The organism is Micromonospora sp. C41 (genome assembly GCF_018070485.1).
GTDB classification, from domain to species: domain Bacteria; phylum Actinomycetota; class Actinomycetes; order Mycobacteriales; family Micromonosporaceae; genus Micromonospora; species Micromonospora chalcea.
Map to the genome: position 1 here is coordinate 212,331 of NZ_JAGPXP010000001.1, position 24,707 is coordinate 237,037.

19 protein-coding genes and 3 riboswitches are annotated in these 24,707 nt (G+C 72.4%); of the genes, 18 read left to right on the forward strand and 1 reads right to left on the reverse strand.

The genetic code is table 11. From position 1 onward, the window contains the following. Positions 1-61: 61 nt before the first annotated feature. The 13 genes from KBX43_RS00285 (at position 62) to KBX43_RS00345 (ending at position 19,251) form a co-directional block, all read left to right on the forward strand. Entirely contained in the window at positions 62-718 is a 657-nt protein-coding gene (locus tag KBX43_RS00285; protein WP_210882177.1) for a DedA family protein, read from the forward strand. A gap of 39 nt (positions 719-757) precedes the next feature. Next, positions 758-3,298 carry a magnesium-translocating P-type ATPase gene (gene mgtA / locus KBX43_RS00290; RefSeq protein ID WP_210882179.1) on the forward strand — a complete coding sequence of 847 codons (2,541 nt, stop codon included), beginning with the start codon at positions 758-760 and terminating at the stop codon, positions 3,296-3,298. A 102-nt stretch (positions 3,299-3,400) separates the two neighbouring features. Next, positions 3,401-4,993 carry a beta-1,3-glucanase family protein gene (locus KBX43_RS00295; RefSeq protein ID WP_210882181.1) on the forward strand — a complete coding sequence of 531 codons (1,593 nt, stop codon included), beginning with the start codon at positions 3,401-3,403 and terminating at the stop codon, positions 4,991-4,993. A gap of 112 nt (positions 4,994-5,105) precedes the next feature. Beyond that, positions 5,106-5,325: riboswitch (cobalamin riboswitch) on the forward strand. Positions 5,326-5,440: 115 nt separating this feature from the next. Then, positions 5,441-7,690 (forward strand): 5-methyltetrahydropteroyltriglutamate--homocysteine S-methyltransferase, encoded by a 2,250-nt coding sequence (gene metE / locus KBX43_RS00300; protein ID WP_166456144.1) that lies wholly within the window; start codon positions 5,441-5,443, stop codon positions 7,688-7,690. A gap of 123 nt (positions 7,691-7,813) precedes the next feature. Beyond that, a complete protein-coding gene (locus tag KBX43_RS00305) occupies positions 7,814-9,445 on the forward strand; it encodes an Ig-like domain-containing protein (protein ID WP_210882189.1) in 1,632 nt (543 codons plus the stop codon). Positions 9,446-9,659: 214 nt separating this feature from the next. Beyond that, positions 9,660-10,820 carry an alkaline phosphatase PhoX gene (locus KBX43_RS00310; RefSeq protein ID WP_210882192.1) on the forward strand — a complete coding sequence of 387 codons (1,161 nt, stop codon included), beginning with the start codon at positions 9,660-9,662 and terminating at the stop codon, positions 10,818-10,820. Between the two features lie 201 nt (positions 10,821-11,021). After that, a riboswitch (cobalamin riboswitch) is annotated at positions 11,022-11,158 on the forward strand. Positions 11,159-11,255: 97 nt separating this feature from the next. Further along, positions 11,256-12,299, forward strand: coding sequence for a peptidase (locus KBX43_RS00315; RefSeq protein WP_210882200.1), 1,044 nt, complete (start codon positions 11,256-11,258; stop codon positions 12,297-12,299). A 68-nt stretch (positions 12,300-12,367) separates the two neighbouring features. Continuing rightward, positions 12,368-12,820, forward strand: coding sequence for a hypothetical protein (locus tag KBX43_RS00320; RefSeq protein WP_176722815.1), 453 nt, complete (start codon positions 12,368-12,370; stop codon positions 12,818-12,820). A gap of 84 nt (positions 12,821-12,904) precedes the next feature. Continuing rightward, positions 12,905-13,042, forward strand: a riboswitch (cobalamin riboswitch). 136 nt (positions 13,043-13,178) lie between these two features. Continuing rightward, positions 13,179-14,633, forward strand: coding sequence for a terpene cyclase/mutase family protein (locus KBX43_RS00325; RefSeq protein WP_210882202.1), 1,455 nt, complete (start codon positions 13,179-13,181; stop codon positions 14,631-14,633). Then, complete coding sequence (locus KBX43_RS00330; RefSeq protein WP_210882204.1) at positions 14,630-15,535, forward strand: hypothetical protein; 906 nt, start codon at positions 14,630-14,632, stop codon at positions 15,533-15,535. The genes KBX43_RS00325 and KBX43_RS00330 overlap by 4 nt, the downstream gene beginning before the upstream one ends. Next, on the forward strand, positions 15,528-16,772 hold the full coding sequence (locus KBX43_RS00335; protein ID WP_113973119.1) for a CbiQ family ECF transporter T component: 1,245 nt from the start codon (positions 15,528-15,530) through the stop codon (positions 16,770-16,772). The genes KBX43_RS00330 and KBX43_RS00335 overlap by 8 nt, the downstream gene beginning before the upstream one ends. Next, positions 16,769-18,400, forward strand: coding sequence for an ABC transporter ATP-binding protein (locus KBX43_RS00340; RefSeq protein ID WP_210882206.1), 1,632 nt, complete (start codon positions 16,769-16,771; stop codon positions 18,398-18,400). Before KBX43_RS00335 ends, KBX43_RS00340 begins: the two co-directional genes overlap by 4 nt. Then, complete coding sequence (locus tag KBX43_RS00345; RefSeq protein WP_051610840.1) at positions 18,397-19,251, forward strand: ECF transporter S component; 855 nt, start codon at positions 18,397-18,399, stop codon at positions 19,249-19,251. The genes KBX43_RS00340 and KBX43_RS00345 overlap by 4 nt, the downstream gene beginning before the upstream one ends. Positions 19,252-19,271: 20 nt before the next feature. On the opposite strand, the gene KBX43_RS00350 is transcribed toward KBX43_RS00345, so the two are convergent. Further along, on the reverse strand, positions 19,272-20,810 hold the full coding sequence (locus KBX43_RS00350; RefSeq protein WP_210882208.1) for an RICIN domain-containing protein: 1,539 nt from the start codon (positions 20,808-20,810) through the stop codon (positions 19,272-19,274). 572 nt (positions 20,811-21,382) lie between these two features. Here KBX43_RS00350 and KBX43_RS00355 point away from each other — a divergent pair. From KBX43_RS00355 to manD, 5 genes are all read left to right on the forward strand, one after another. After that, positions 21,383-22,528, forward strand: coding sequence for a hypothetical protein (locus tag KBX43_RS00355; protein ID WP_210882210.1), 1,146 nt, complete (start codon positions 21,383-21,385; stop codon positions 22,526-22,528). Then, positions 22,525-22,860: a hypothetical protein gene (locus KBX43_RS00360; RefSeq protein ID WP_210882212.1), complete on the forward strand. Its 336-nt coding sequence runs from the start codon at positions 22,525-22,527 to the stop codon at positions 22,858-22,860. The genes KBX43_RS00355 and KBX43_RS00360 overlap by 4 nt, the downstream gene beginning before the upstream one ends. A gap of 94 nt (positions 22,861-22,954) precedes the next feature. Next, complete coding sequence (locus KBX43_RS00365) at positions 22,955-23,176, forward strand: hypothetical protein (RefSeq protein ID WP_247677017.1); 222 nt, start codon at positions 22,955-22,957, stop codon at positions 23,174-23,176. Between the two features lie 66 nt (positions 23,177-23,242). Further along, complete coding sequence (locus tag KBX43_RS00370; RefSeq protein ID WP_013287071.1) at positions 23,243-23,413, forward strand: hypothetical protein; 171 nt, start codon at positions 23,243-23,245, stop codon at positions 23,411-23,413. Positions 23,414-23,497: 84 nt separating this feature from the next. Beyond that, positions 23,498-24,706 carry a D-mannonate dehydratase ManD gene (gene manD / locus KBX43_RS00375; RefSeq protein WP_043322904.1) on the forward strand — a complete coding sequence of 403 codons (1,209 nt, stop codon included), beginning with the start codon at positions 23,498-23,500 and terminating at the stop codon, positions 24,704-24,706. Position 24,707: the final 1 nt, after the last annotated feature.

Sequence of the window (24,707 nt, forward strand, 5' to 3'; positions counted from 1 at the left end):
TCGTCCGCCCGCGGGAGGCGCTTCTCTCTCACCGGCCACTCTCCGGGGCGACAATCATCGGGTGGACAGGATCATGGCGGTGCTCGTGGGGCTGCCGCCGCTGCTCGTCCTGACCCTGGTGATCGTCCTGCCGGCCCTGGAATCCTCGACGCTGCTCGGGCTGGTCGTACCGGGTGAGACAGCGATCCTGATCGGCGGGCTGGTGGCCCACGGTGGCGCGCTGCCGCTGTGGGCGGTGGTGGCCGCCGGGGCGGCCGGGGCCTGCCTCGGTGACCAGGCCGGGTACGCCCTCGGCCGCCGGTACGGCGCGGGTGTGCTCGCCCGCGCCCCGCGAGTGCTGCGCCGGCGCCTCGACATCGCGCGGGCCCGCCGCCTGGTCGCCCGCCGCGGGGCGTGGGCGGTGCTCATCGGACGCTGGGTGGCGGTGCTGCGCGCAGTGGTTCCCATGATCGCCGGCGCCGGTGGGATGCGGTGGCCGGTGTTCCTGCGGGCGAACCTGGCCGGCGGCCTGGTGTGGGCGGCGGCCGTGGCGCTGCTGGGCTACCTGGGCGCCGCCTCCTACCGCTATCTGGAACGGGAACTGGGCATCGGGGAGTGGGCGCTGCTGGCCCTGATCGGCGTCGGCGTGGCGCTGCGGGCGTGGCAGAGGGCACGGCGCGAACCGGCCGACGGTGAGCGGGCAGGCCAATCACCCGCGCGCGGTGGGGCGGATCGGTAGCGTCACTCGTGGGGGTGGCCGGCGACCGCGGAGTGCGCAGTGGGGCGAGCAGACGACGGGCGCGCGGCGTTCTGGGCCGGGCCGCTGCCGCAGGCCGTGGCCGCCGTCGGAGCCTCCACGGCCGGGCTCACCGGTGAACGCGCCGCCGCCCTGCTGCGCGAGCACGGGCCCAACCGGGTCGACGCGGGCGCCAGGCGGGGCTGGCGGCTCCTGCTGTCGCAGTTCACCAGCCCGATCATCCTGATCCTGATTGCCGCGACCCTGCTGTCGATGGCCGTCGGGGATCTGATCGACGGCACGATCATCCTGGCCATCGTCGCGGCCAGCGGTGGCCTCGGCTTCTGGCAGGAACACGCCGCCGGGCGGGCCGTCGACGCGTTGCAGGCCCGGGTCCGGGTGGACACCGAGGTGATCCGCGACGGGCGTGAGGTGTCCGTACCGGTGGAGGAGGTCGTCGTCGGCGACCTCGTGGTGCTGCGCGCCGGGGACGTCGTCCCGGCGGACTGCCGGATCGTTGAGGCGGAACGTCTGCAGGTCGACCAGGCGGTGCTTACCGGCGAGTCGTTCCCCGTACCCAAGTCGGACGACCCGTCGCCGCCGGACGCGGAGCTGACCGCGCGCGGCAACGCGCTGTGGATGGGTACGCACGTGGCCAGTGGCACCGCGCGCGCGGTGGTGATGCGCACCGGCCGCGACAGCACCTTCGGAGCGGTGTCCCGCCGGGTCGCCTCCCGCCCCGCCAGCACCGGCTTCCAGCGCGGGCTGACCCGCTTCGGGCTGCTGCTCGTGCGGATCATGGTGGTGCTGCTGGTCGGCATCTTCGTCGCCAACCTGCTGCTGCACCGCTCGGTCATCGACTCCCTGCTGTTCTCGCTCGCCCTCGCCGTCGGGCTGACCCCGCAGATGCTGCCGGCGATCGTCGCGGTCAGCCTCTCCGCCGGCGCCCGTGCGATGGCCGCGCACCGGGTCATCGTCAAGCGCCTCGAGGTCATCGAGGACTTCGGCGCCATGACCGTGCTGCTGACTGACAAGACCGGCACCCTCACCGCCGGCACGGTCACCCTCACCGGCTGCCTCTCGGTCGACGGTGAGCCGGACGCCGAGGTGGCCCGGCTCGCGAGGCTCAACGCCGGCCTCCAGCGTGGATTTCCCAACCCTGTCGACACGGCGATCATGAGGGGGCAACCACCCGCCGACCCGGGCACCCGCATCGCCGAGGCGCCCTACGACTTCACCCGCCAGCGCCTGTCCCTGCTGGTGCGCGACGGAGACGAGCCGATCCTGGTCACCAAGGGTGCGCTACGCGCGGTGCTCGACGTCTGCGCCACCGCACGCACCGCCGCGGGCACGGTACCGCTGGACGAGGTACGCGAGCGGGTCCTGCGACGGTTCGCCGCGCTCAGCGACCAGGGCGACCGGGTGCTGGGCCTCGCCGTGCGAGCCATGCCCGGCGTCACCGCCGTCGCCGTCGCCGACGAACGGGAGATGACGCTGGTCGGGCTGCTCGCCTTCCAGGACCCACCCCGCGCAGACGCCGCCGCCGCCATCCGCCGGCTCGCTGACATGGGCGTCACGGTCCGACTGGTCACCGGCGACAACCGGCACGCCGCCCGGCACGTCGCCGCCAGCGTCGACCTCGCCGGCGAACCGCTCGTCGGCGCCGACCTCGCCGCCTGCCCCGACGACCAGTTGCCGGAGCGGATCGCCGACGTCACCGTGTTCGCCGAGGTGGACCCGCTGCAGAAGGAACGCATCCTGACCGCGCTGCGCCAACGCGGCGACGTCGTCGGGTTTCTCGGCGACGGCATCAACGATGCTCCCGCGCTGCACGCCGCCGACGTCGGCATCTCCGTCGACACCGCTGTCGACGTCGCCAAACAGGCCGCGGCGATCGTGCTGCTCGACAAGAACCTCGACGTGATCGCCGACGGCATCCGCCTCGGCCGCCGCACGTTCACCAACACCTTGAAGTACATCCGGGTCAACACCAGCGCGTCCTTCGGCAACGTCGTCAGCATGAGCATCGCCGCGCTCCTGCTGCCCTTCCTGCCGCTGCTGCCCCGTCAGGTCCTGCTGCTCAACTTCCTCTCCGACATCCCCTACACCACCCTGTCCACCGACTACGCCGATGCCGAGCAGATCCAGCATCCGCGTACCGTCGACGTCCGGACCATCCGCAGGTTCATGCTGGTGTACGGCTCGATCAGCATCGCCGTGGACCTCCTCGTACTCGGCGCCCTGCGCTGGTGGTGGCACGTGTCGACCGACGTCTTCCGCGCCGCCTGGTTCGTCCAGTTCACCGCCACCGAGATCATCGCGCTGCTGGTGCTGCGCTCCAATCGGAGTTTTCTGCGCAGCCGCCCCTCCGCCGCGCTCGCCGGCACCGGACTGTTGCTCATCACGGTCACCGTCGCGCTGCCCTTCAGCCCACTGTCCGCGCCACTCGGACTCGCCGCGCTCCCGCCGGTGGTGCTGGCGGCCCTCGCCGCGGTCACCCTGGTCAACGTCGCCGCCAACGAGACCGCCAAGCATGTCGTCCCGCCGGACCCGACCGTCGCACGGCGGGTGCCCCGCCCGTGACGGTCTCGCGTCCATCGGTGATCGCCTATTGACAAACAATATTAACAACTAGACCCTGCTGAGAGAGCGCTCTCCCGTCCCTGTCTCCAGCGAGGTGTCGCCATGCGTCTTCGAAGAAAGCTGCTCGCCGCCGCGTCCGCACTGCTCGCCGGGCTCGCGGGCACCGTCGTCGCCACGCCCGCCCACGCGGTCGGACCCGCGTTGCTACCCGTCACCGTCACCAACACCACCGGTCGCACCGACCCGGTCTACCTCTACGTCATCGGCGTCCAGCTGTCCTCCGGCCGGCTCGGCTACGTCACCGCCGGCGGCGCCTTCGTGCCGTGGAGCGGCGGGCAGATCCCGCCGTCGCCCGCGCCGGACGTCTCCATACCGGGCCCCGGCAACGGCGGCAGCACCACGATCCAGTTCCCCCGGGGCTTCTCCGGCCGGGCCTACTTCGCCCTCGGGCAGAAGCTGAAGTTCTTCCTCACCCCGGACGGACTGGTGCAGCCCGCGCCCTGGGCGGCCGGTGACGCGAACCGCGACATCCTCTTCGACTGGAGCGAGTTCACCTACAACGACTCCGGGCTGTGGCTCAACAGCTCCCAGGTCGACATGTTCGCGATCCCGCACGCGGTCACGGTGACCGGCGCCAACGGCGTCACCAAGCGCACCGGCGACGTGGTGGCCAACGGACGCAACGCGGTCATCGACGGCATCCGGGCGCAGCCGGGCTGGGCCAACACCGTCCACACCCGCTCCGACGGGACCGTGCTGCGCGTCCTGGCTCCGGGGAAGGCGGCCGGGGCCGGCCTGCTGAGCACCACCTATCTGGACTCCTACATCGCCTCCGCGTGGAACGCGTACACCACGAAGACGCTGACCGTGGCGCCCTTCGCCGACCAGCCGGCCATCCGGTACTACGGCCGCACCTCGGGCAACACCATGACCTTCACAAACGGCAGCGGCCAGGTGGTCGCCTCCTTCGACCGGCCCTCCTCGGCCAGCGTCTGGGGATGCGACGGCGACCTGCCCGCGCCGAACGACCAGGTGGTCGGCCCGATCTCGCGTACGCTCTGCGCGGCCCTCAACCGAGGCACGCTCGGCACCATCGACACCCAGCCCAGCACGAACGCCGCCGACTTCTACCGCAGCAACCCCACCAACCAGTACGCCCGCCTGATCCACGCCAACATGACCGACGGCCGGGCGTACGCGTTCGCCTTCGACGACGTCGGCGGATTCGAGTCACTGGTGCACGACGGCGACCCCCGTTCGGCCGGACTGATCCTCAGCCCGTTCACCGGAGGTGGGGGCGGCAACCCGACCACCGGGGTGCCCGTGGTCAGCAACTGGAACAACAAGTGCATCGACGTGCCGAGCTCCAACTTCGTCGACCGCGCGCCGCTGCAGATGTGGAACTGCAACAACACCAACGCGCAGAAGTGGACGTTCAGCGGCACGGCGCTGAAGAGCCAGAACAACAAGTGCATGGACGTCGACGCCGGGTCCACCGCCAACGGGGCGGTGGTGCAGCTCTACACCTGCAACGGCACCGGCGCCCAGCAGTTCACCCTGAACTCGGCCGGGGACCTGGTCAACCTTCAGGCCGACAAGTGCGTCGACATCAAGGACCGGAACGGCAACGACGGCGCGAGGCTCCAGCTCTGGGATTGCACGGGCACGGCCGGCCAGAAGTGGCGCAAGGGCTGACCGGCCCTGCGACGGGGGGCGGGGGCCGACCGCGAGTCGCTCCCGCCACCCGCCGCGACGGCTCGCCGTCCCGCAGGACGGACGCGCCGACCACGTCGGCTCACCGCCCCATACGATGGACAACGGTGCTGGTTCGCCGTGCCCGTGACGGGTGTGGCGTCGTAAGAGGGAACCCGGTGTGAGTCCGGGACTGCCCCGCAGCGGTGAGTGGGAACGACAGCCGTCATCGAAGCACTGGACCGTGAGGTCTGGGAAGCGACGGCCAGTAGGTGACCGGGTGGATCCGGTCGCGCCCGCGAGTCCGAAGACCTGCCCGCACCGCGCGCACCGTCCGGTGTGCGCCGCCGACGGTCGCTCGGGACGGCCGGTGCGGAAGCCGGTACGCCGTCTGTGCCCCTTCCCTCCCCGCCTCGATCGGCCTCGTGTGCTTCGAGGGAAGGGATCTCCATGAGTACCGCATTCGGTCAGAGCACCGTGCTGGGCTATCCACGTATCGGGGGCAACCGGCAACTCAAGAGGGCCGTCGAGGCCTACTGGGCGGGCCGGATCGACGCCGAGGAGTTGGCGGCGACCTCTGCCGCGCTACGGGCGAAGGTGTGGCGGACGCTGCGCGACGCGCGCCTGGACGCGATCCCGTCCAACACGTTCTCCTACTACGACCACGTGCTGGACACGGCCGTCGCCGTCGGCGCGATCCCGCGCCGGTTCGCCCGTCTCGGCCTCGGCGACCTCGGCACCTATTTCGCCATGGCCCGGGGCGTCGATGCCGAGCCGGCGCTCGAACTGACGAAGTGGTTCGACACCAACTACCACTATCTGGTTCCCGAGATCGGCTCCGACACCACCTTCGCGGCGAATCCCGACAAGGCGCTGCGCGAGTACCGCGAGGCCCGCGAGCTGGGAATCGACAGCCGGCCGGTGCTGGTCGGGCCGGCGACATTCCTGCTGCTGGCCAAGCCCACCGAGGCGGGCGGCGAACCGTTCGACCGGCTGACCGACCTGGTCGACGTGTACGCCGGCATCCTGCGATCCCTCGCCGCGGCGGGCGTGCGATGGGTGCAGCTGGACGAACCCGCCTACGTCGCCGACCGGAGCGCCGCCGAGATCGACGCGCTGCGGGAGGCGTACACCCGGCTCGGCGCGGTGGAACAGCGGCCGGCGATCTTCGTCGCCACCTATTTCGGCGAGCTCGGTGACGCGCTGCCCGCCCTGCTCGACACGCCGGTCGAAGCGGTCGGCGTGGATCTGGTGGCCGGGCCCGGCAACCTGCGGCGGCTGGCCGGTGCGGGACCGCTGCGCGGCAAGACGATCGTGGCCGGCCTCGTCGACGGCCGCAACGTCTGGCGTACCGACCTGCGGGCCGCCGTGGCGGCCGGTGCCGCCGTCACCGCCCTCGCCGACCACGTCGCCGTGTCCACCTCGTGCTCGCTGCTGCACGTGCCGGAGGACCTGTCCGCCGAGACCGCTCTCGACCCGGCGCTGCGTCAGCGGCTCGCCTTCGCCCGGCAGAAGGTCGATGAGGTCGTCCGGCTCGGCCGCGCGCTGCGCAACGGCACCACGTCCCTGCCCGAGCCGCTGCCGCCCACCCCTGCCGCCTGGCGCGACGACACCGTACGCGGTCGGCTCGCCGCGCTGCGCGCCACGGATCGGCAGCGCGGCGCGTACCCGGAGCGTGCGGCGGCACAGCAGGCCCGGCTGAACCTGCCGCCCCTCCCGACCACGACCATCGGATCGTTCCCGCAGACCGACGAGCTGCGCCGCGCGCGTGCCGAGCACCGGGCCGGGCGTCTCGACGACGCCGCCTACACGCAGCGGATGCGCGCCGAGGTCGAGCACGTCGTCCGGCTCCAGGAGCGGCTGGGCCTGGACGTGCTCGTGCACGGCGAGCCGGAACGAAACGACATGGTCCAGTACTTCGGCGAGCAGCTGGACGGGTTCGCCGCCACCGAACACGGCTGGGTCCAGTCCTACGGCTCCCGATGCGTGCGTCCGCCCGTCATCTACGGCGACGTGGCACGCAGGGCGCCGATGACCGTCAACTGGTCCACCTACGCGCAGTCGCTGACCGACCGGCCGGTCAAGGGCATGCTCACCGGCCCGGTCACGATCCTGGCCTGGTCGTTCGTCCGCAGCGACCAGCCACTGGCAGACACTGCGGACCAGGTCGCGCTCGCCCTGCGCGACGAGTGCCGTGATCTCGAGGCAGCCGGTATCCGGGTCATCCAGGTCGACGAGCCGGCGCTGCGTGAGACGCTGCCACTGCGCAGGGCGGACCAGAAGGCGTACCTGGACTGGGCAGTCGGGGCGTTCCGCCTGGCCACCTGCGGAGTCGCCGACGACACCCAGATCCACACCCACCTGTGCTACTCGGAGTTCGGGGAGGTGATCACGGCCATCGACGCCCTCGACGCCGACGTCACGAGCATCGAGGCATCCCGCTCCCGGATGGAGGTCCTCGACGACCTCGCCGCGATCGGATACCGCCGGGGTGTGGGGCCCGGCGTCTGGGACATCCACTCACCCCGGGTGCCGTCCCACGACGAGGTCGTCGGCGCGCTGCGCCGGGCCGTGGCCGCGGTGCCGGCCGAGCGGCTGTGGGTGAACCCCGACTGCGGCCTCAAGACGCGCGGCTATCCCGAGGTCGAGGCGTCCCTACAGCACCTGGTCGCCGCCGCGGCCGAGCTGCGCGGACGCTGAGCCGCCGGCCGGGCGGAACGCCGCGCCGTTCCGCCCGGCCCGGGCCCGGTTCAGCCCTTGACAGGCCGTGCCCGGAGCGCCGAGGCTGCATGAAGTGATGTATGTCGATGTTACGGGGGCATGATGCGACGCAGGATCTTCGCGCTGGCTACAGCAGCCGCGGTCGTCGTCGGCGGGGCCATGACGATGGCGCTGCGGCCGGCCTACGCCGCGACGGCGTGCACGGTGGACTACACCATCACCCGGGAGTGGTCCAGCGGCTTCTGGGCCGAGCTCACCGTCACCAACCTGGGCGCTCCCGTCACCGACTGGTGGCTGCGGTTCCGGCAGGCGAACGGTCAGACGATCACCATGGGCCTCGACCGGCTGCCGGACGGATACACGCTGGGCAGCGGCGAGATGTATCCGATGACCATGCTCCGTCCGCCGGCGGGATCCACGCTGCCGACCGGCGCCTCGGTGACGGTGCGGTTCGGCGGCAACTACCAGGGTGCCGACCCCGAGCCGACCGACTGGGTGTTGAGCGGCCAGCCGTGCGACGGGGACGGCGCCGACCCGACCGGCTCGTCGCCGCCGCCGGCCTCGGGGAGCCCGCGGCCCAGCCCACTGCCGGGCGGGCCGTCGGTGGCGCTCACCTCGCCCCGGCCCAATGACTTCTTCGCCGCGCCGGGCGTCATCCCGATCCGTGCCGAGGCCACGGCGGCGCCCGGCCGGCGGATCGAGCGGGTCGAATTCCGCGAGCGCGGCAGGCTGCTCGCCGTGGACACCACCGCGCCGTACGCGTTCGACTGGCGCGGCGTGCCGCCGAACAGCGGCACCCGCGTCACCGCCACCGCCTACGACAGCAGCGGCGCCCAGGCCACCGCCGAGGTCCGCGGCATCCGGGTGCTCCCGCCGCAGGCGCCCGGCGCCGCGCCTGCGCTGAAGGCGTTCGGCAACCGCATCCTCACGGTCACAGCCAGTCCGAGGCCGTACCGGCCCCGTGGAATCATCCGGTCGGCCGCGCCCGGCGAATGCGCATGGGGACCGATCCACTGGGACGGCCCGGTCGACGACGCGTCGGTAGGCGCGCTGCGGGCCCGCGGCGTCAACGCGGTACGGGTCGTGCTGAGCGACGCCTGCTACGCCTACACCGGCAGCCCTGCCGATCGGCAGAACCGCGTCGGCTACCTCGACGAGGCGGCCCGGTACGTCGACCGGCTCGTCCGGGCCGGCATCACACCCATCGTGTCGCTGCGGCAGAGCGACATCTCCGCCACCCGCACGTTCTGGAGCGCGGCGGCGGAGGTGTTCGGCGACGACAACGCAGTGGTCTTCGACATCTCGCCGTACGACTTCCCGGCGGTCGGCGGCACCGATCCCGCGGCGGTCTGGACCTGCTGGCGCGACGGCGGATCCGAGTGCGCCGGCGCCGGTCTGCCGAACTTCGGCGTGCAGGAGCAGATCCGCCTGCTTCGCGTCCAGGGCTCGTTCAACCTGGTCCTCGCCGCCGGGATCGACGGCGGCAACGATCTGAGCCGGTGGCTGGAATATCGCCCGGCTGACCCGGACGGCCGCAGCGTGGCCGCCGCCTGGCGCGTCGACGACCGCTCGGCCTGCGCCACGCCGGCCTGCTGGCGGTCCACGCTGCTCCCGGTCGCCGCCCAGGTGCCGCTGGTCGCCACCGACGTCAGCGCCGGCTCGGGGGCGCCGACGTTCGTACCGCGGACTGTCGCCTGGCTCGACCAGCACGGCATCGGCCACCTGCGCCGATGACCGGGGGAGGGGAGGTCGCGGCCGGAGGGCCGGTCAGACGGCCGCGCGCGCCCACTGCTGGTTGGTGCCGCTGCCTCTCCTACCCGTACGACCCCTCGACCGGGTCGGCGTGGGCGGGACATCGCACATCGAGTCGTCCATCGACGTTCATCCAACAGATCGGCGTGCGTAAGCTCCGCACGGTCGGATCCATGGAACCTACGGAGGAGGGTCCATGGATCGTCGAACGATGTTGCGGGCCACCGTTGTCGGTGCGGGCGCCCTCGCCCTGCCGTTCACGGCGTGGTCGGCGGCGTACGGAGCCCCGGCACAGAACGCGGCGGGGCCCTACGGCGGGCTTCAGGCAGCCGACGCCAACGGCATCCAGATGCCGGCCGGGTTCACCAGCTCGATCGTCGCGCGGTCCCGGCGGACGGTGCCGGGGACGTCGTACACCTGGCACGACGCCCCGGACGGCGGCGCCGTGTTCCCGAACGGCACCGGCTGGATCTACGTGTCGAACTCCGAGGTGTCGGCCGGTGCGGGTGGCGGCACCTCGCGACTCGTCTTCAACTCCAGCGGCGCCGTGGTCGGGGCGTCGCGGATCCTCTCCGGCACCAACAACAACTGCGCCGGTGGGAAGACACCGTGGAACACCTGGCTCTCCTGCGAGGAGGTGTCCCTGGGCCGGGTCTTCGAGACGTACCCCCTCGGCGGGTCCGCGGTGGCGCGTCCCGCGATGGGCCGGTTCAAGCACGAGGCGGCCGCGGCCGACCCGGTCCGCCGGGTCGTCTACCTGACCGAGGACGAGACCGACGGCAAGTTCTACCGCTTCGTGCCGGCCACCTGGGGCGACCTGTCCGCCGGAACCCTCCAGGTCTTCCGCGCCGGTACGGCCACCTCCGGCACGTTCACCTGGGCCACGGTGCCCGACCCGGACGGCTCGCCCACCCCGACCCGGCAGCAGGTGTCCGGCGCGAAGACGTTCAACGGTGGCGAGGGCTGTCACTACGCGGACGACACCGTCTGGTTCACCACGAAGGGCGACAACCGCGTGTGGCAGGTCAACCTGGCCGCCGGCACGTACGAGCTCGCCTACGACGACAACCTGGTCAGTCCGGGCGCCCCTCCGCTGACCGGCGTCGACAACATCACCGGGTCCACTGCAGGTGACCTCTACGTCGCCGAGGACGGCGGCAACATGGAGATCTGCATGATCACGCCGGACGACAAGATCTCGGTCTTCCTGCGGATCACCGGACAGAGCGGTTCGGAGATCACCGGGCCGGCGTTCACCCCGGCGGGGGACCGGCTGTACTTCTCCTCGCAACGCGGCACGACCGGCTCGTCGTCCGGCGGCATCACCTACTGCGTCACCGGTCCGTTCCGCCGTTGACCGGCTCCCGGTCCCGCCGGCAGTGACCACACGGTGAGGGACGCCCGGTCCTCACCGGGCGTCCTTCACCGGCGTGCTCCACGCGGACGCGCCGGGACGACGGCCTCTCGACGTCGGGGTGTGAAACCGCCGATTCCGCCGGCCGTCACGGCACGTGGCCGGTTCCTGGCGCATTGACATCGGCGCACCGGCCACAGCAGACTGTCGCGACAACTCAACCACCGCGTGTACGTGCGGGGGAAGACCGGTCGAAATCCGGCGCTGGCCCGCAACGGTAGGCCGCCCAGAGAACTCTGCGGCGGCGAGCCCGAATACCCGTCGTACGCGTGCAACCGCTCCCCACCCGTCGTGGCCCACGGGTCGGAGTCCCGGACGCCCCCGCGTACTGCGGTCGTCCGGGCTTTCGACGACCGCCGGGCCGGAAAGGCGCTTCCGATGGTCGTCCGCCGAAGTCGGCACCGCCTGCTCGCGCTCCTCTGCGGCGTACTCGCCGCCCTCACCCTCACCACACCGGCCGTCGCCGCCCCCGATCGCGCCGCCCTCACCCGCCCGGAGGCCGCCGCCGGCTGGCTCGCCCGGCAACTCGTCGACGGCGAACGCTTCGAGGCGGTCTTCGACGGTGTCGCCTACCCCGACCAGGGGCTGACCCTCGACGCCGTGTTCGCCTTCGCCGCCGGCGGCGTCGCCGACGACCACGGCGCCGGCGCGCTGGCCTGGGTCACCCGGCCGGACATCCGCGACGGCTACCTCGGCGACGGCGTCTCCGAGGCGTACGCGGGCGCGACCGCCAAGCTCGCCCTCGCCGTGCAGGTGCGCGGCGGCGACCCGGCCGACGTCGGCGGGGTGGACCTGATCGCCCGGCTGCGTTCGCTGCAGACGCCGGCCGGCCGGTTCAGCGACCGGTCCGCGTACGGCGACTACAGCAACGCGTTCAGCCAGTCCTTCGCGCTGCTGGCGCTGGACCGTACCGCGGCCGGGGCGCCACCGGCGGCGGCCGCCTGGCTGGCCGGCACCCGATGCCCGGACGGCGGCTACCCGCTGCTGCCCGCCCAACCGGTCTGCACGTCCGACGTGGACGCCACCGCGCTCGTGACGCAGGCGCTGCGCGCCGCGGACCGTCCGGCCGACGCCGCCGCCGGGCTGCGCTGGCTGGTGTCCGTTCAGCGTGCCGACGGCGGCTTCGCCAACGCGGCCGGCACACCGAACGCCAACAGCACCGGCCTCGCCGCGCAGGCCCTGCGCGACGGTCACCGGCTGCCGGCCTGGGCGCGGTCCCGGGCGTTCCTCGCCGGACTCCAGGTCGGCTGCGCCGGGGCGCCCGCCGACCGGGGCGCTGTCGACTTCGACGGTGGCGGCTTCGACCCGGCCACCGCGCCCCGGGCCACCGCCCAGGCCGTCCTCGGTCTCACCGGGGTCGGGTACGCCCGTCTGTCCGCCGCCGGCGCCGACCCCGGCGCACCGGTGCTCGCCTGCCCGTGAACCGCCTCGCCGCTCACCCGATCACAGGAGGACCCGTGTTCCGTCACCGTCCCACCGCCCGCACCTGGATGGCCGGCCTGCTGGCCGCCGTCGTGGCCGGCGTCGCGCTGACCGCAGTCGAACCCGCGCCCCGGTCGGCGCACGCCGCCGCCTGCGTCGGCACCTCGGGAGTCACTGTGGTCGTCGACTTCGCCGCGCTCGGCGGCGGCGTACAGGTCGCCTGTGCGCCGGGCGATCCGGCCACCGGCCTGGCCGCGCTTCAGGCCGCCGGCTTCACCGTCACCGGCACCGCCCGCTGGGGCCTGGCCTTCGTCTGCCGGATCAACGGCAAGCCCACCGCCGCGACCGAGCCGTGCGTCAACACCCCGCCGGCCACCGCGTACTGGTCGTACTGGCACGCGTCCAGCGGTGGCTCCTGGTCCTACAGCACGTCGGGGGCGACCGGCTACAACCCCGCGCCGGGCAGCGTCGAGGGCTGGTCCTTCGGCGCCGGCGCCCCGCCGAGCATCGCCGCTCCCTGAACCGCGGCTGCGAACGGTGTGACCAGCGGCGCACCGGGTACCGGCAGCTGCTCTGGCGTCGTCGCGCGCCCGGGCGGTACGGTGTCGGCACCCGGTGCGCCGGGCACAACTGCATACGTCCCGTGTGGGGGGAAGCCGGTTCGAAGCCGGCGCTGACCCGCAACCGTGAGCGAGAGTCCCTTTCGCGAGCCGGAATGCCCCGCCCGGGACGAGCGGCTTCCACTGTCGAGGTCTACAGGGTGAAGTCCGGGCCGCCGAGGTCCGACCACCCCGCCCACCGCAGCACGCGGAGCGGGGTGTCCGTCTCTCGGGGTGCTTTCCGGAGGTTTCACCGACCGCTCTGCGAAAGGCACCCCTGATGCCCCTGTCCCGGCGTCTCACCACCGGTCTCGGTACAGCCACGGTGACGGCTCTCGCCGCGATCACCGGCACCCCGCCGGCCGTTGTCGCGGCACCCGCCCCGGCCCACATCACCGCCGCCCGCGACGCCGCGTCCTGGCTGGCCGGCGAGTTCACCGACGGGGCGCTGCCCGGCCCGTTCGCCCCCGAGGACTGGGGGCTGACCATCGACGGCCTGGTCGCGCTGTCCGCCACCGGCGTCGACGCACCGACCCGGCAGGCGGCGACCGCGCAGGTCGCGACACACGTACGGTCCTACAACAGCTACGACGACTGGGGCATCGAGGGCTTCACCGACGGCGGGGCCACCGCCAAACTGCTCTACGCCGCGGCCGCCGCCGACGCGGACCCCACCGACTTCGGCGGCTACGACCTGCGGGCGGAAACCCTGTCGCTGATCGCCACGGCCGACGCCGGGCACCAGCGGGGACGGATCACCAGCCGTACCACCGCCGACAGCGGCCCGGACGCCAGCAACACCTTCGACCAGTCCTTCGCCGTGCTCGGCCTGGCCCGCAGCGGCGACCTGCCACAGGATCCGGTGGACTTCCTGATCCGGCAGCAGTGCGCGGCGGGCGGCTTCCGGCTCTACCCGGACGCCGCCGACGGGCCGTCGCCGTCCTGCGACGACCAGCCCGGCGCCACCCTCGACGTCGACTCGACCGCGATGGCCGTGCAGGCGTTGCTGGCCGCCGCCGAGGACGGCGCCACGGGCGCCGGCGACGCCGCCCGCAAGGGCGCCGACTGGCTGGTCACCCAGCAGCACGCCGACGGTTCCTTCGGCGGCTCGGGACCCACCACCGGCGCGAACTCCAACAGCACCGGCCTGGCCGGGCAGGCCCTCGCCGCCGCCGGCCGCGACGACGAGGCCGCCCGGGCGGCGACGGCCCTGGCCGCGCTGCAGCTCACCGCGGGCAACGGTGGCGCGGCCTCCGCCGACGCCGGCGCGATCGCCTACAACACCGACGGATTCACGGCTGCCGCGGCGGCCGGGATCACCGACACCGACCGGGACCAGTGGCGCCGGGCCACCGCGCAGGCCCTGCTCGGGCTGGCCCAGGTCCCGCTGGGCCGGATCGGCCTCGACCCGCCGCCCACGTCGACTCCCACCCCGACCGGCACGGCCTCGCCCACCGCGCCGTCCACGCCCTCCGCGTCTCCCACGCTCACCACTTCGCCTCCACCGACCGGCACCGCCGGCCCGACGCCGAGCGTGACCCGCCCTCCGGCGACACCCGCGCCCACGACCGCGGCGCCGGCCACCGTCGCGCCGCCGATCACGACCCCGGCCGCGTCCGGGCCGGGCGGGCTGCCGACGACCGGCGTGGCGATCGGTAGCTACCTGCTGATCGCGCTGCTGCTGATCGGTGGCGGAGTGACACTGCTCGTGCTCGGCCGACGGCGGGCGGGATGAGCCTCCGCGCCGCCCGTGGCGCGCTGGCCGTCGCCCTGGTCACCGCCTGCACCACGATCGGACCGGGCAGTCCTGCGGTGGCCGCCGGGTCGGCCGGCTACTGCCCGGACGCCTCCGGGGTCACAGTCGTGGTGGACTTCAACGAGCTCGGCGGCGGGACGGTGGTGCGGTGCGCGCCGGGCACCCAGGCCACCGGCCTCGCGGCGCTCAAGAACGCGGGCTTCCCGATCACCGGAACCCTGCGCTGGGGCGAGGGGTTCATCTGCCGGATCGACGGCAAGCCGTCGGCCGCGACGGAGAAGTGCGTCGACACCCCGCCTGCGAGCGCCTACTGGTCGTACTGGCACGCCCCGAACGGCGGCAGCTGGACGTACAGCGACAAGGGCGTGCTCAACCGCAAGCCGGCGGCCGGCAGCTTCGAGGGCTGGTCGTTCTCCCTCAACCGCAACGCCGACGACGCGCCCCGTCCCGGCGTCGCGCCGAAACGCCCCGCCCCGCCACCGCCACCGCCACCACCGCCGCCGCCGCCCACGGGCGGTGAGCCGGCGGCGCCACCACCGGCGGGAGGAACCGTCGCACCGCCGCCGGTCGCCGGTGGCCGGCCCGGCGAGCCCACCCGGCCGGGCGGCACCTCCGGCCCGCCGGTCTCCGTCGGCCCGCCGACCTCCGCCGGCACGTCACCGACGGCCGGTACGCCGACCCTGACGGCGACGCCGGGCGCCGCCACCGGCACGGCACCGCAGGGCTCCTCCGACGAGCCGGTGGTGACGGATGTCGCCGCGTCCCGTGACGACGACGGCCTGCCACTGGGCACGATCGCCGGGGTGCTTCTGCTCGCCCTGCTCGCCACCGGCGCGCTGGTCGCGGCCCGACGACGCCGTGCCGCCGACCCGGATGACTGACGTCACGGTCACCGGGTCGCGGCCGGCCGACGCCCGTCGTCTGCCGGGCCGGTGGCCGGTGTGGTGGCTGCCCCGGGGGCTGCACCCGGGCGCATGGTGGCTGTGGGCGCTCGGCCTGGCCACCGCGGCCAGCCACACCACGAATCCGCTGCCGCTGGCCCTGCTCGTCGCCGTCGCCGGTCTGGTGGTGGTGCGCCGCCGGGGCGACGCGCCGTGGGCGTTGGCGTTCCGCATGTACGTCTGGCTCGGCGCGGTGATCGTCACGATGCGGGTGGTGTTCCGGATCGTGTTCGGCGGCGGCCAGGGCGACCACATCCTGGTCCGGCTGCCGGAGATCCCGCTGCCCGCGTGGGCGGCGGGCATCCGCCTGTTCGGACCGGTCGCCGCCGAGCAGATCCTCGGTGGCTTCTACGACGGGCTGCGGCTGGCGACGATGCTGATCTGCCTCGGTGCGGCGAACGCCCTGGCCAACCCGAAGCGGCTGCTCAAGGCCGTACCCGGAGCGCTGTACGCGATCGGCACCGCCGTCGTGGTCGCGTTGTCGGTCGCCCCGCAGCTGGTGGAGAGCGTGCTACGGGTCCGCCGGGCCCGGCGGCTGCGCGGCGCGTCCGCCCGCGGGATGAGGGCGCTGCGCGGGATCGCCCTGCCGGTGCTGGCCGACGCGTTGGACCGGTCCCTGGCCCTCGCGGCCGCGATGGACTCCCGTGGTTACGGCCGCACCGCGGCGGTGCCCGCCGGGCAGCGAACCGTCACCGGGGCGCTCGTCCTCGGCGGGCTGGTCGGCGTCTGCGCCGGCACCTACGGGCTGCTCGACACCGCCGCACCCGGCTACCTGGGGCTGCCGATGCTCCTGGCCGGACTGACCGCCGCCGTGACCGGCATGCTGCTGGCCGGTCGCCGGGTCCGCCGCAGCCGGTACCGACCGGACCGCTGGCGTCCGGCCGAGCTGCTCGTGGCCGGCTGCGGGGTGGCCGCCGCGGCACTGACCATGCTCGCCGGCTCGGTGGACCCGGAACTGCTCTACCCGCCGGTCAGCCCGCTCACCTGGCCCCAGCTGACCCCGCTGATGCTTCTCGCCGTCGGCGTCGCGGCGGCACCCGCCTGGCTGGCGCCGCCACCACCGCCGACAGTATGTGCCGGACGCCCGCCGTCGGTGGACCGGCCCATCCCCGTCACGGACGTGCCGGCAGACGGAGTGCGCGCCGCGAGGGCATCGACACCGGGAGACCGCCCATGATCACTTTCGACCGGGTCACCGTCCACTATGCCGAGGGCGGCCCGCCACCGTTGCGGGATGTGACGTTTCGCGTCGAGGAAGGTGAACTCTGCCTGGTCGCGGGCCGTACCGGTGCCGGAAAGTCGACGCTGCTGCGGGCGATCAACGGTCTCGTCCCACACTTCACCGGCGGCACCCTGCACGGCGCCGTCACCGTCGACGGCAGGGACACCCGCACGCATCCGCCGCGCGATCTCGCCGACGTCGTCGGCGTGGTCGGCCAGGACCCGTTGGCCGGCTTCGTCACCGACACCGTCGAGGAGGAACTGGCGTACGGGATGGAGCAGCTCGCCCTGCCACCCGCGGTGATGCGCAAGCGGGTGGAGGAGACGCTGGACCTGCTCGGCATCGCCGACCTGCGCGACCGGCCCCTGCGGACGCTGTCCGGCGGTCAGCAACAGCGGGTCGCCATCGGCGCGGTGCTCACGGCGCACCCCCGGGTGCTGGTGCTCGACGAACCCACCTCCGCGCTGGACCCCACCGCCGCGGAGGACGTGCTCGCCACCGTCACCCGGCTGGTGCACGACCTCGGAGTGACAGTGGTGCTGGCCGAGCACCGGCTGGAGCGCGTCCTGCAGTACGCCGACCGGCTGCTGTACCTGCCCGGCGACGGCCATGTCCACGACGGGACGCCGGCGACCGGGCTGGCCCACATCGACATCGCGCCACCCCTGATCGAGCTGGGTCGCCTCGCCGGCTGGACACCGCTGCCGTTGTCGGTCCGTGACGCCCGCCGACGGGCGTCCGACCTCCGGCACCGGCTCGCCGGCGTGGCGCCGCCGCCGGTCCCGGCGGGCGCGGACACCGGTCCCACGCTGACCGCGCGGAAGATCGTCGTACGGTATCCGGGCACCGTCGCGGTGGCCGGCGTCGACCTCGATCTGCGCGCCGGCCGGGTCGTCGCGTTGATGGGCCGCAACGGATCCGGCAAGTCCAGCCTGCTCTGGGCGGTGCAGGGCAGCGGCCCACGCCACGGCGGCACCGTCGCCGTGACCGGGCCGAAGGGCACCGTCGACCCGAAGGCCCTGCCGGCCGGTCAGGCCCGCCGGCACGTCGGCCTCGTCCCGCAGGACTCCGGTGACCTGCTCTACCTGGAGACAGTCGACGCGGAGTGCGCCCAGGCCGACCGGGAGACCGGCGTGCCGGCCGGCACCTGCCGGGCGCTGGTGGACCAGCTCGTCCCCGGACTGCCCGGTGACCGGCACCCCCGGGACCTGTCCGAGGGACAGCGGCTCGCCCTCGCACTCGCCGTGCAGCTCACCGCCGCTCCGCCGGTGGTCCTGCTCGACGAGCCGACCCGCGGCCTGGACTACCATGCCAAGCGGCAGTTCACCGCCGCCGCCCGGATGCTGGCCGGCAGCGGCCGAGCCGTGGTGGTCGCCACCCACGACGTCGAACTCGTCGCCACCCTCGCCGACCGGGTGATCGTGATGGCCGAAGGGGAGATCGTCTCCGACGGCACCACCGCAGAGGTCATGCTCGCCTCGCCGGCGTTCGCGCCGCAGGTGGCCAAGGTCCTCGCCCCCGCCCCCTGGCTGACAGTGGAACAGGTCGCCGCCGCGCTCGACGAGACCAGGGCACCGGCATGAGCGTGCTGCGGGTCGCCCCGCGTACCGCTGTGGTGCTGACCCTCGCCTCGGCCGCCGCGCTGGCCACCTTCACCTGGCCGTTCTTCGTCCCCGCACACCCGGAGAGCACCGCCCGCACCGGCGAGGCGCCGCTGGTCTTCATCGTCATGCTGCCGGTACTCGTGGCGCTCGTCCTCGCCGAACTCACCTCCGGCGGCATCGACAGCAAAGCCCTGGCGATGCTCGGCGTACTCGCCGCCGTCAACGCCGCCCTGCGCCCCCTGGGTGCGGGGACCGCGGGCATCGAGACCGTGTTCTTCCTGCTCGTCCTGGCCGGCCGGGTCTTCGGACCCGGGTTCGGGTTCCTGCTCGGTGCCACGTCGCTGTTCGCCTCCGCCCTGCTCACCGCAGGCGTCGGGCCGTGGCTGCCGTTCCAGATGCTCTGCGCCTCGTGGATCGGCCTCGGCGCCGGCCTGCTTCCGGCCCGGCTGCGCGGCCGCGCCGAGGTCGCAGTCCTGGCCGGGTACGGGATGCTCGCCGCCTACGGCTACGGCCTGCTGATGAACCTGTGGTTCTGGCCGTTCAGCGTCGGCGCGGACACCCAGCTGTCCTACGTCGCCGGTGCCCCCGTACTGGAGAACCTGCACCGTCTCGCCCTGTTCACCGCCGTCACGTCCACCTTCGGCTGGGACACCGGCCGCGCGATCACCACCGCCGTGGCGATAGTCCTCGCCGGTCCTGCCGTCCTCGCCGCGCTGCGCCGCGCCGTCCGGCGGGCCGCGTTCGGCGCGCCGGTCACCTTCGCCGCGGCGTCCGACAGGCCCGCGGCGAAGGTGACCGGCATCCCGCAGTCCTCCTCGCAGGCGACGTAGGGCGCCGGCCGGAGGGTCGGTCAGACGGTCGTACGCGACCACTGCTGGTTGGCGCCGGTGTTGCACGCGTACTGCTTGAGGACCACACCGTCAGCGGTCGATGCGGCCGGTACGTCCACGCACTTGCCGCTGTGCCGTGCCCGGAGTTGGAAGTAGCTGCCGCCTGTGACCATCTGGAACTGCTGGTTGGTGCCGGTGCCGCAGGTGTACTGGATCAGTTCGGCGCCGTCGGCGGTGGACGCGCTCACGACGTCGAGGCACTTTCCGCTGTTGCGGCTGACGAGTCGCCAGTAGCCGTTGCCGGCGTCCTGGAACTGCCACTGTTGCCACGTGTTGCCGTTGTACGTGTACTGGCCGACGCGCGCGCCGTTGTCGGTGTTCGGTTGCTGGACGTCCATGGCCTTGCCGCTGTGTCGCACGGTGATCCGGTAGAACGTGTCAGTCGGCGGGGGCGTCGTGGGGCCGCCGCCGATGGTGTCGCCCCAGGCGTACCGGATCTGGTCGGCGCCGGAGGTGTTGCGGACGGTCAGGTTGAGGTCGGTGCCGCTACCGCTGAGCGAGTACATCGAGTACCAGTCGTAGCCGATGGTGCCGGGCTTGCCGCCGAGCGCGGGCCAGTAGGTGCCGCCCATCCGGTTGTCGCGCATGACCTGAGCCATGGCGCGGATGTGGCGCACGAAGTTGTCGGTGCTGTTCGCGTCGGCGTAGTTGCGGCCGTCGTTCATGGGTGCGCCGAACTCGGTGGCGACCGCCCGCGACGCGCAGTTGCCGAGGCGGGTCTGGATGTGGCTCCGGAAGGCGTCGTAGGTCATCTCGCCGTAGAAGAAGGCGTAGTGGTGGAACGACAGCAGCGTCGAGGCGAATCGGCTGTCGTTGCAGATGTCGCGCAGGTCCTGACTGAACCCGGTGCCCCCGATGAGCACCCGGCTGGGCACCGCCGAGTAGTGGTAGCTGAGCCAGTTGGCCGCGACGTTGCGCCACTCCGTCGAGCTGTAGCCGTGGGGCTCGTTCATCGGCTCGAAGTAGACGTCGGGGTTCGAGCCGTACGTGTTGGTCACCGTGGACCACATCGCGTTCCACGCGGCGAGGTTCGTGATCCGGCCGCCGGAGGCGGCGCCGTCCTCCCAGTAGGCGAGGATGACCTTGAAACCGCGGGCGGTGGCGGCGTCGATGGCGCCCCGGTAGGCCTCCCACCACGCCGTTCCCACCGTGTGGGTGTTGATGGGCAGCCGGACGGTGTTGACGCCCATGGTGGAAGCCATGTCGTCGTAGAGGGCGTTGGCCTTGGCTCGCACCGTCGCGTTGCTGTCGGAGGAGCTGAGGCCCTGCACGACGAGGGGACCGGTGCTGAAGTTGTCACCCAGCACGGCCCAGTTCATGCCTCGGAACTGGTTCGTGGCGGCGACGGCGGGCGACGACATGACGGCGACGCCGCCGACCATCGCCGTCGTCGCGGCCACCAGCACGATCAGCAGCCGGCGTAGTGACCTGGTGCTCCGCGCCGGGCCCGGTGGGCGGCGCCGCGACGAGGTGGTCCGCGTCGGGAAGTGGTCGATCATCTGATCCAGCCTCTCTGGCTCCGGACATCGGGCTGACCGCCGAATCCGCTGCTGCCCGGCAGTGGTCCGGCCGTCCTTAGTCCCCTGGGGCGGCCCATGTTAGCGCTAACATCACCCGCATCGCGTGCGCTCCCAGGGCTTCAGGGCCGGGGTGCATCCCGTCGAGGCAGATATATGCCTTCTGGTTGTTAAATGCGCGTTACGAACAATTGTTGGCGGTTGCATCTGGAGTGTCAAGACATCGACGCGCATCGCATTCGCGGTGGCCTCGGCCCGCCGGCCGCCATCGGGTGCGGCGACCAGACGCTCGGAGGGTGACGGCCTTCACCTGCGCGGGCTGGCCCCGCGATCGCGCATAGACCTGCTTCCGCGGCGTGTTCGGCCCCGGGTCTGCGCGATCCAACTGGTAGCCAGCGCTGGGGCGGTTCCGGTATCGAGGGCGGGCCGGTAGCACTCCAGATTGGCGTCGCGCGCGGTGTCGGTCGTTTGGGCTGCTGCGGTGGTTGCCGGGCGGATGAGCCGTGGTTGGCGTCGGTCATCGCGATGATCGCCGTTTCGCGTAAGGTCCTCACATGCAGCCGAGGGCGTTCGAGCAGCACATTGCGGTGTTCGGGGAGAGCGGTAGCGGCAAGACCGTTCTGCTCTCGTCGTTCTACGGTGGCACGCAGGAGCCGCAGTATCTGAAGAGGAGCCTGTTCCACGTCCTGGCGGAAGACATCGGCCAGGGTAACCGGCTGCACAAGAACTACCTCGGCATGAAGGACGAGGGAACACTGCCGCTCACCACCCGTTTTGCCGCCACGTCGTACGCCTTCAAGGTGCAGATGAAGGACGGATCAGATCCCGCGGCGGTGAAGTCCCGGCCGTTCGACGTGCTGCGGGTGGTCTGGCACGACTATCCGGGGGAGTGGTTCGAGCAGTCCGTGCAGAGTCCCGAGGAGGCTCAGCGCCGCGCCGACACCTTCCGGTCCCTACTGAGCTCGGACGTCGCCCTGCTGCTGGTGGATGGCCAGAAGCTGCTCGACAACGCGGGCGAGGAGGACCGGTACCTCAAGTCTCTGTTCAGCAATCTCCGAAATGGCATCCTGTCGCTACGGGACGAGCTGATCGAGGACGGCAAGCCGCTTGCCCAGTTCCCCCGGATCTGGGTGATGGCGCTGTCGAAGGCCGACCTTCTTCCGGACATGGACGTGTACAGGTTCCGTGATCTGCTCGTGGCCAAGGCATGCGACGAGCTCGAGCAGTTGCGCGAGGCGATCGCCGGGCTGGTGGAGGGTCGCGAGGCGCTGTCGGTGGGCGAGGATTTCGTGCTGCTCTCGTCGGCGAAGTTCGAGCCGGGCAGGATCACGGTGGCCGAGCGCGTCGGGTTGGATCTGATCTTGCCGCTGGCAGCCGTCCTGCCGTTCGAGCGTCATCACCGGTGGCACGAGTTGACACAGCTTCCGGCACGCCTGTTCGAGGGCCTTCTCGGTCGTGCCGACGATCTGGCACTCGCGTTGCTGGCCAAGACCAAACTGCCCGGCCCGCTCGGTCTGCTGATGAATATCGTCGGTCCGGACCTCGTCAGCAACGCGGCGAAACTGGCGGGGGACAAGCTGAGGGCCGTCAATGCCGAGGCGCTGTCCAAGAAGGAGTTCCTCTCGGCCACACTGACCGGTTTCCGGATAGACCTGGAGAAGGGCGAGGAGAACCAGATCCTGCTCCGGAGTGTGCGATGAGCCTCATTTGGGCCACCCGCGGCCGAGTGTGGGGCTTCCGTTTCCTGCTCACCGGCGGGTTCCCGGACCCTCTTCCGGAGTACGAAGCCGCTTTCGCGGGTGCTGGCGACGCGCCGGAGATCTGCCACGCCGTCGGGGACAGGGTGGCGTTGCGCATCGCGGATCCGCTGGGGCGTCAGGACCAGTCGGGTCGGCTGATTCCGCACGAGTTCGTCATCTGCGGGCCGCAGGCAGCGGAGATCCGCTCGGTGGCGGACGGCCTCGCCCTGGTGTGGCCGCAGGTTGCTGGGGAGTTCGAGCGAGTCTGGGAATTGCCTCGGCCGCCTGTCTGAAGACGTTTGTGGGCATCTCGGTCGCGCCGGAGTTCAGCGATGTCCGCGTCATGCGCCTGCGGGCTCGGGTCGACCTCGTGATCCAATGAGGCGCATGGTTCTCCAGCGGATCGCCGCCGGCCTCCTGTTGCTGATCGGGTTGCTGGCGATGGCGGCCACCCACACCTTCCCGTTCCTCGACGATCTCTCCGAACCGGCCGAGTCGGCGGTCGCGATCGGGGGCGCGGCGTGCCTGCTGGCAGGAGTGTGGCTGTGGTGGCGCAAGCCGGCGGACCGGTCGTCCGCGCCGTCGCCCGGCGACGGTGGTAGCCCGTGACGGAGGCGGCCAAAGGGCCGGCGCGCTCGGCGGGCGGGCGCGGCGGAGGCGTCGGATACTGGGTCGATGACCAACCCCGACCTCGATCCCGAGGTGTACCCGCCGATCGACCCGCGTGAGGACGTGCCGGACGATCCCGGCGAACTCCTCCCGGACACGCCCGGCGAACTGCCCGAGGCGCCGGTCGAGCCGATGCCCGACGACGGGGAGCCCGGGGGCGTACCCGAACCGGCCTGACCGGCCCGGCGCCGGGGTGCCCGATAGATCGACGATGGTGGATAATCTTGCGGTGACCGGCGCGCGGACCGCAGGGGAGACCGGATGAGAATCGTCGACGCCCGGGTGATCGTGACCTGCCCCGGCCGGAACTTCGTGACCCTGAAGGTCGTGACCGACGAGGGAGTCACCGGAGTCGGCGACGCCACCCTCAACGGCCGGGAGTTGGCCGTCGCGTCCTACCTGCGCGACCACGTCGTGCCGCTGCTGATCGGGCGCGACCCGGCCCGGATCGAGGACACCTGGCAGTACCTCTACCAGGGGTCGTACTGGCGGCGCGGACCGGTCACGATGAGCGCCGTCGCCGCCGTGGACACCGCGCTGTGGGACATCAAGGGCAAGGTCGCCGGGCTGCCGGTCTACCAGTTGCTCGGCGGCCGGTCCCGCGAGGGCGTGACCGTGTACGGGCACGCCAACGGCGAGACGGTCGACGAGGTGCTGACCGAGGTCGCCCGTTTCGTCGACCTCGGCTACCGCGCGGTGCGGGTGCAGTGCGGCGTGCCCGGCCTGCCCCGGACGTACGGCGTCAGCGCCGACAAGATGTTCTACGAGCCCGCCGACGCCGCGCTGCCGACCGAGACGACCTGGTCCACCGAGGCGTACCTGGCCCACGTGCCGGGCGTGTTCGCCCGGGTCCGCGAGGAGTTCGGGCCCACCCTCCGGCTGCTGCACGACGTGCACCACCGGCTCACCCCGATCGAGGCGGCGCGGCTCGGCAAGAGCCTGGAGCCGTACGCGTTGACCTGGATGGAGGATCCGGTCCCGGCGGACCTGCAGGAGGGCTTCCGGCTCATCCGCTCGCACACCACCACGCCGATCGCCGTCGGCGAGGTCTTCAGCAGCATCTGGGACGCCGCCCAGCTCATCCGGGAACAGCTCATCGACTACGTCCGTACGACTGTGGTCCACGCCGGCGGGATCACCCACCTGCGGCGCATCTTCGACCTCGCCGCGCTGCACCACGTCCGCAGCGGCTCGCACGGCGCCACCGATCTCTCCCCGGTCTGCATGGCCGCCGCGCTGCACCTGGACATCGCCATCCCCAACTTCGGTCTGCAGGAGTACATGCGGCACACCGAGGCGACGGACGAGGTTTTCCCGCACGGCTACCACTACGACGGCGGCTACCTGCATCCGGCCGAGACTCCGGGGCTCGGCGTGGACATCGACGAGCAGGCCGCGGCCCGCTACCCGTACGCGCCGGCCTACCTGCCGGTGAACCGGCTGACGGACGGCACCGTGCACCCCTGGTGAG

What these genes read in the sequence shown, in the direction of transcription:
- KBX43_RS00295 (WP_210882181.1), top strand. Translation starts at nt 3,401, where the DNA reads ATGCGTCTTCGAAGAAAGCTGCTCGCCGCCGCGTCCGCACTGCTCGCC.
- metE (WP_166456144.1), top strand. Translation starts at nt 5,441, where the DNA reads ATGAGTACCGCATTCGGTCAGAGCACCGTGCTGGGCTATCCACGTATC.
- KBX43_RS00305 (WP_210882189.1), top strand. Translation starts at nt 7,814, where the DNA reads ATGCGACGCAGGATCTTCGCGCTGGCTACAGCAGCCGCGGTCGTCGTC.
- KBX43_RS00310 (WP_210882192.1), top strand. Translation starts at nt 9,660, where the DNA reads ATGGATCGTCGAACGATGTTGCGGGCCACCGTTGTCGGTGCGGGCGCC.
- KBX43_RS00315 (WP_210882200.1), top strand. Translation starts at nt 11,256, where the DNA reads ATGGTCGTCCGCCGAAGTCGGCACCGCCTGCTCGCGCTCCTCTGCGGC.
- KBX43_RS00320 (WP_176722815.1), top strand. Translation starts at nt 12,368, where the DNA reads ATGGCCGGCCTGCTGGCCGCCGTCGTGGCCGGCGTCGCGCTGACCGCA.
- KBX43_RS00325 (WP_210882202.1), top strand. Translation starts at nt 13,179, where the DNA reads ATGCCCCTGTCCCGGCGTCTCACCACCGGTCTCGGTACAGCCACGGTG.
- KBX43_RS00330 (WP_210882204.1), top strand. Translation starts at nt 14,630, where the DNA reads ATGAGCCTCCGCGCCGCCCGTGGCGCGCTGGCCGTCGCCCTGGTCACC.
- KBX43_RS00335 (WP_113973119.1), top strand. Translation starts at nt 15,528, where the DNA reads ATGACTGACGTCACGGTCACCGGGTCGCGGCCGGCCGACGCCCGTCGT.
- KBX43_RS00340 (WP_210882206.1), top strand. Translation starts at nt 16,769, where the DNA reads ATGATCACTTTCGACCGGGTCACCGTCCACTATGCCGAGGGCGGCCCG.
- KBX43_RS00345 (WP_051610840.1), top strand. Translation starts at nt 18,397, where the DNA reads ATGAGCGTGCTGCGGGTCGCCCCGCGTACCGCTGTGGTGCTGACCCTC.
- KBX43_RS00350 (WP_210882208.1), bottom strand. Translation starts at nt 20,810, where the DNA reads ATGATCGACCACTTCCCGACGCGGACCACCTCGTCGCGGCGCCGCCCA.
- KBX43_RS00355 (WP_210882210.1), top strand. Translation starts at nt 21,383, where the DNA reads ATGCAGCCGAGGGCGTTCGAGCAGCACATTGCGGTGTTCGGGGAGAGC.
- KBX43_RS00360 (WP_210882212.1), top strand. Translation starts at nt 22,525, where the DNA reads ATGAGCCTCATTTGGGCCACCCGCGGCCGAGTGTGGGGCTTCCGTTTC.
- KBX43_RS00365 (WP_247677017.1), top strand. Translation starts at nt 22,955, where the DNA reads ATGGTTCTCCAGCGGATCGCCGCCGGCCTCCTGTTGCTGATCGGGTTG.
- KBX43_RS00370 (WP_013287071.1), top strand. Translation starts at nt 23,243, where the DNA reads ATGACCAACCCCGACCTCGATCCCGAGGTGTACCCGCCGATCGACCCG.
- manD (WP_043322904.1), top strand. Translation starts at nt 23,498, where the DNA reads ATGAGAATCGTCGACGCCCGGGTGATCGTGACCTGCCCCGGCCGGAAC.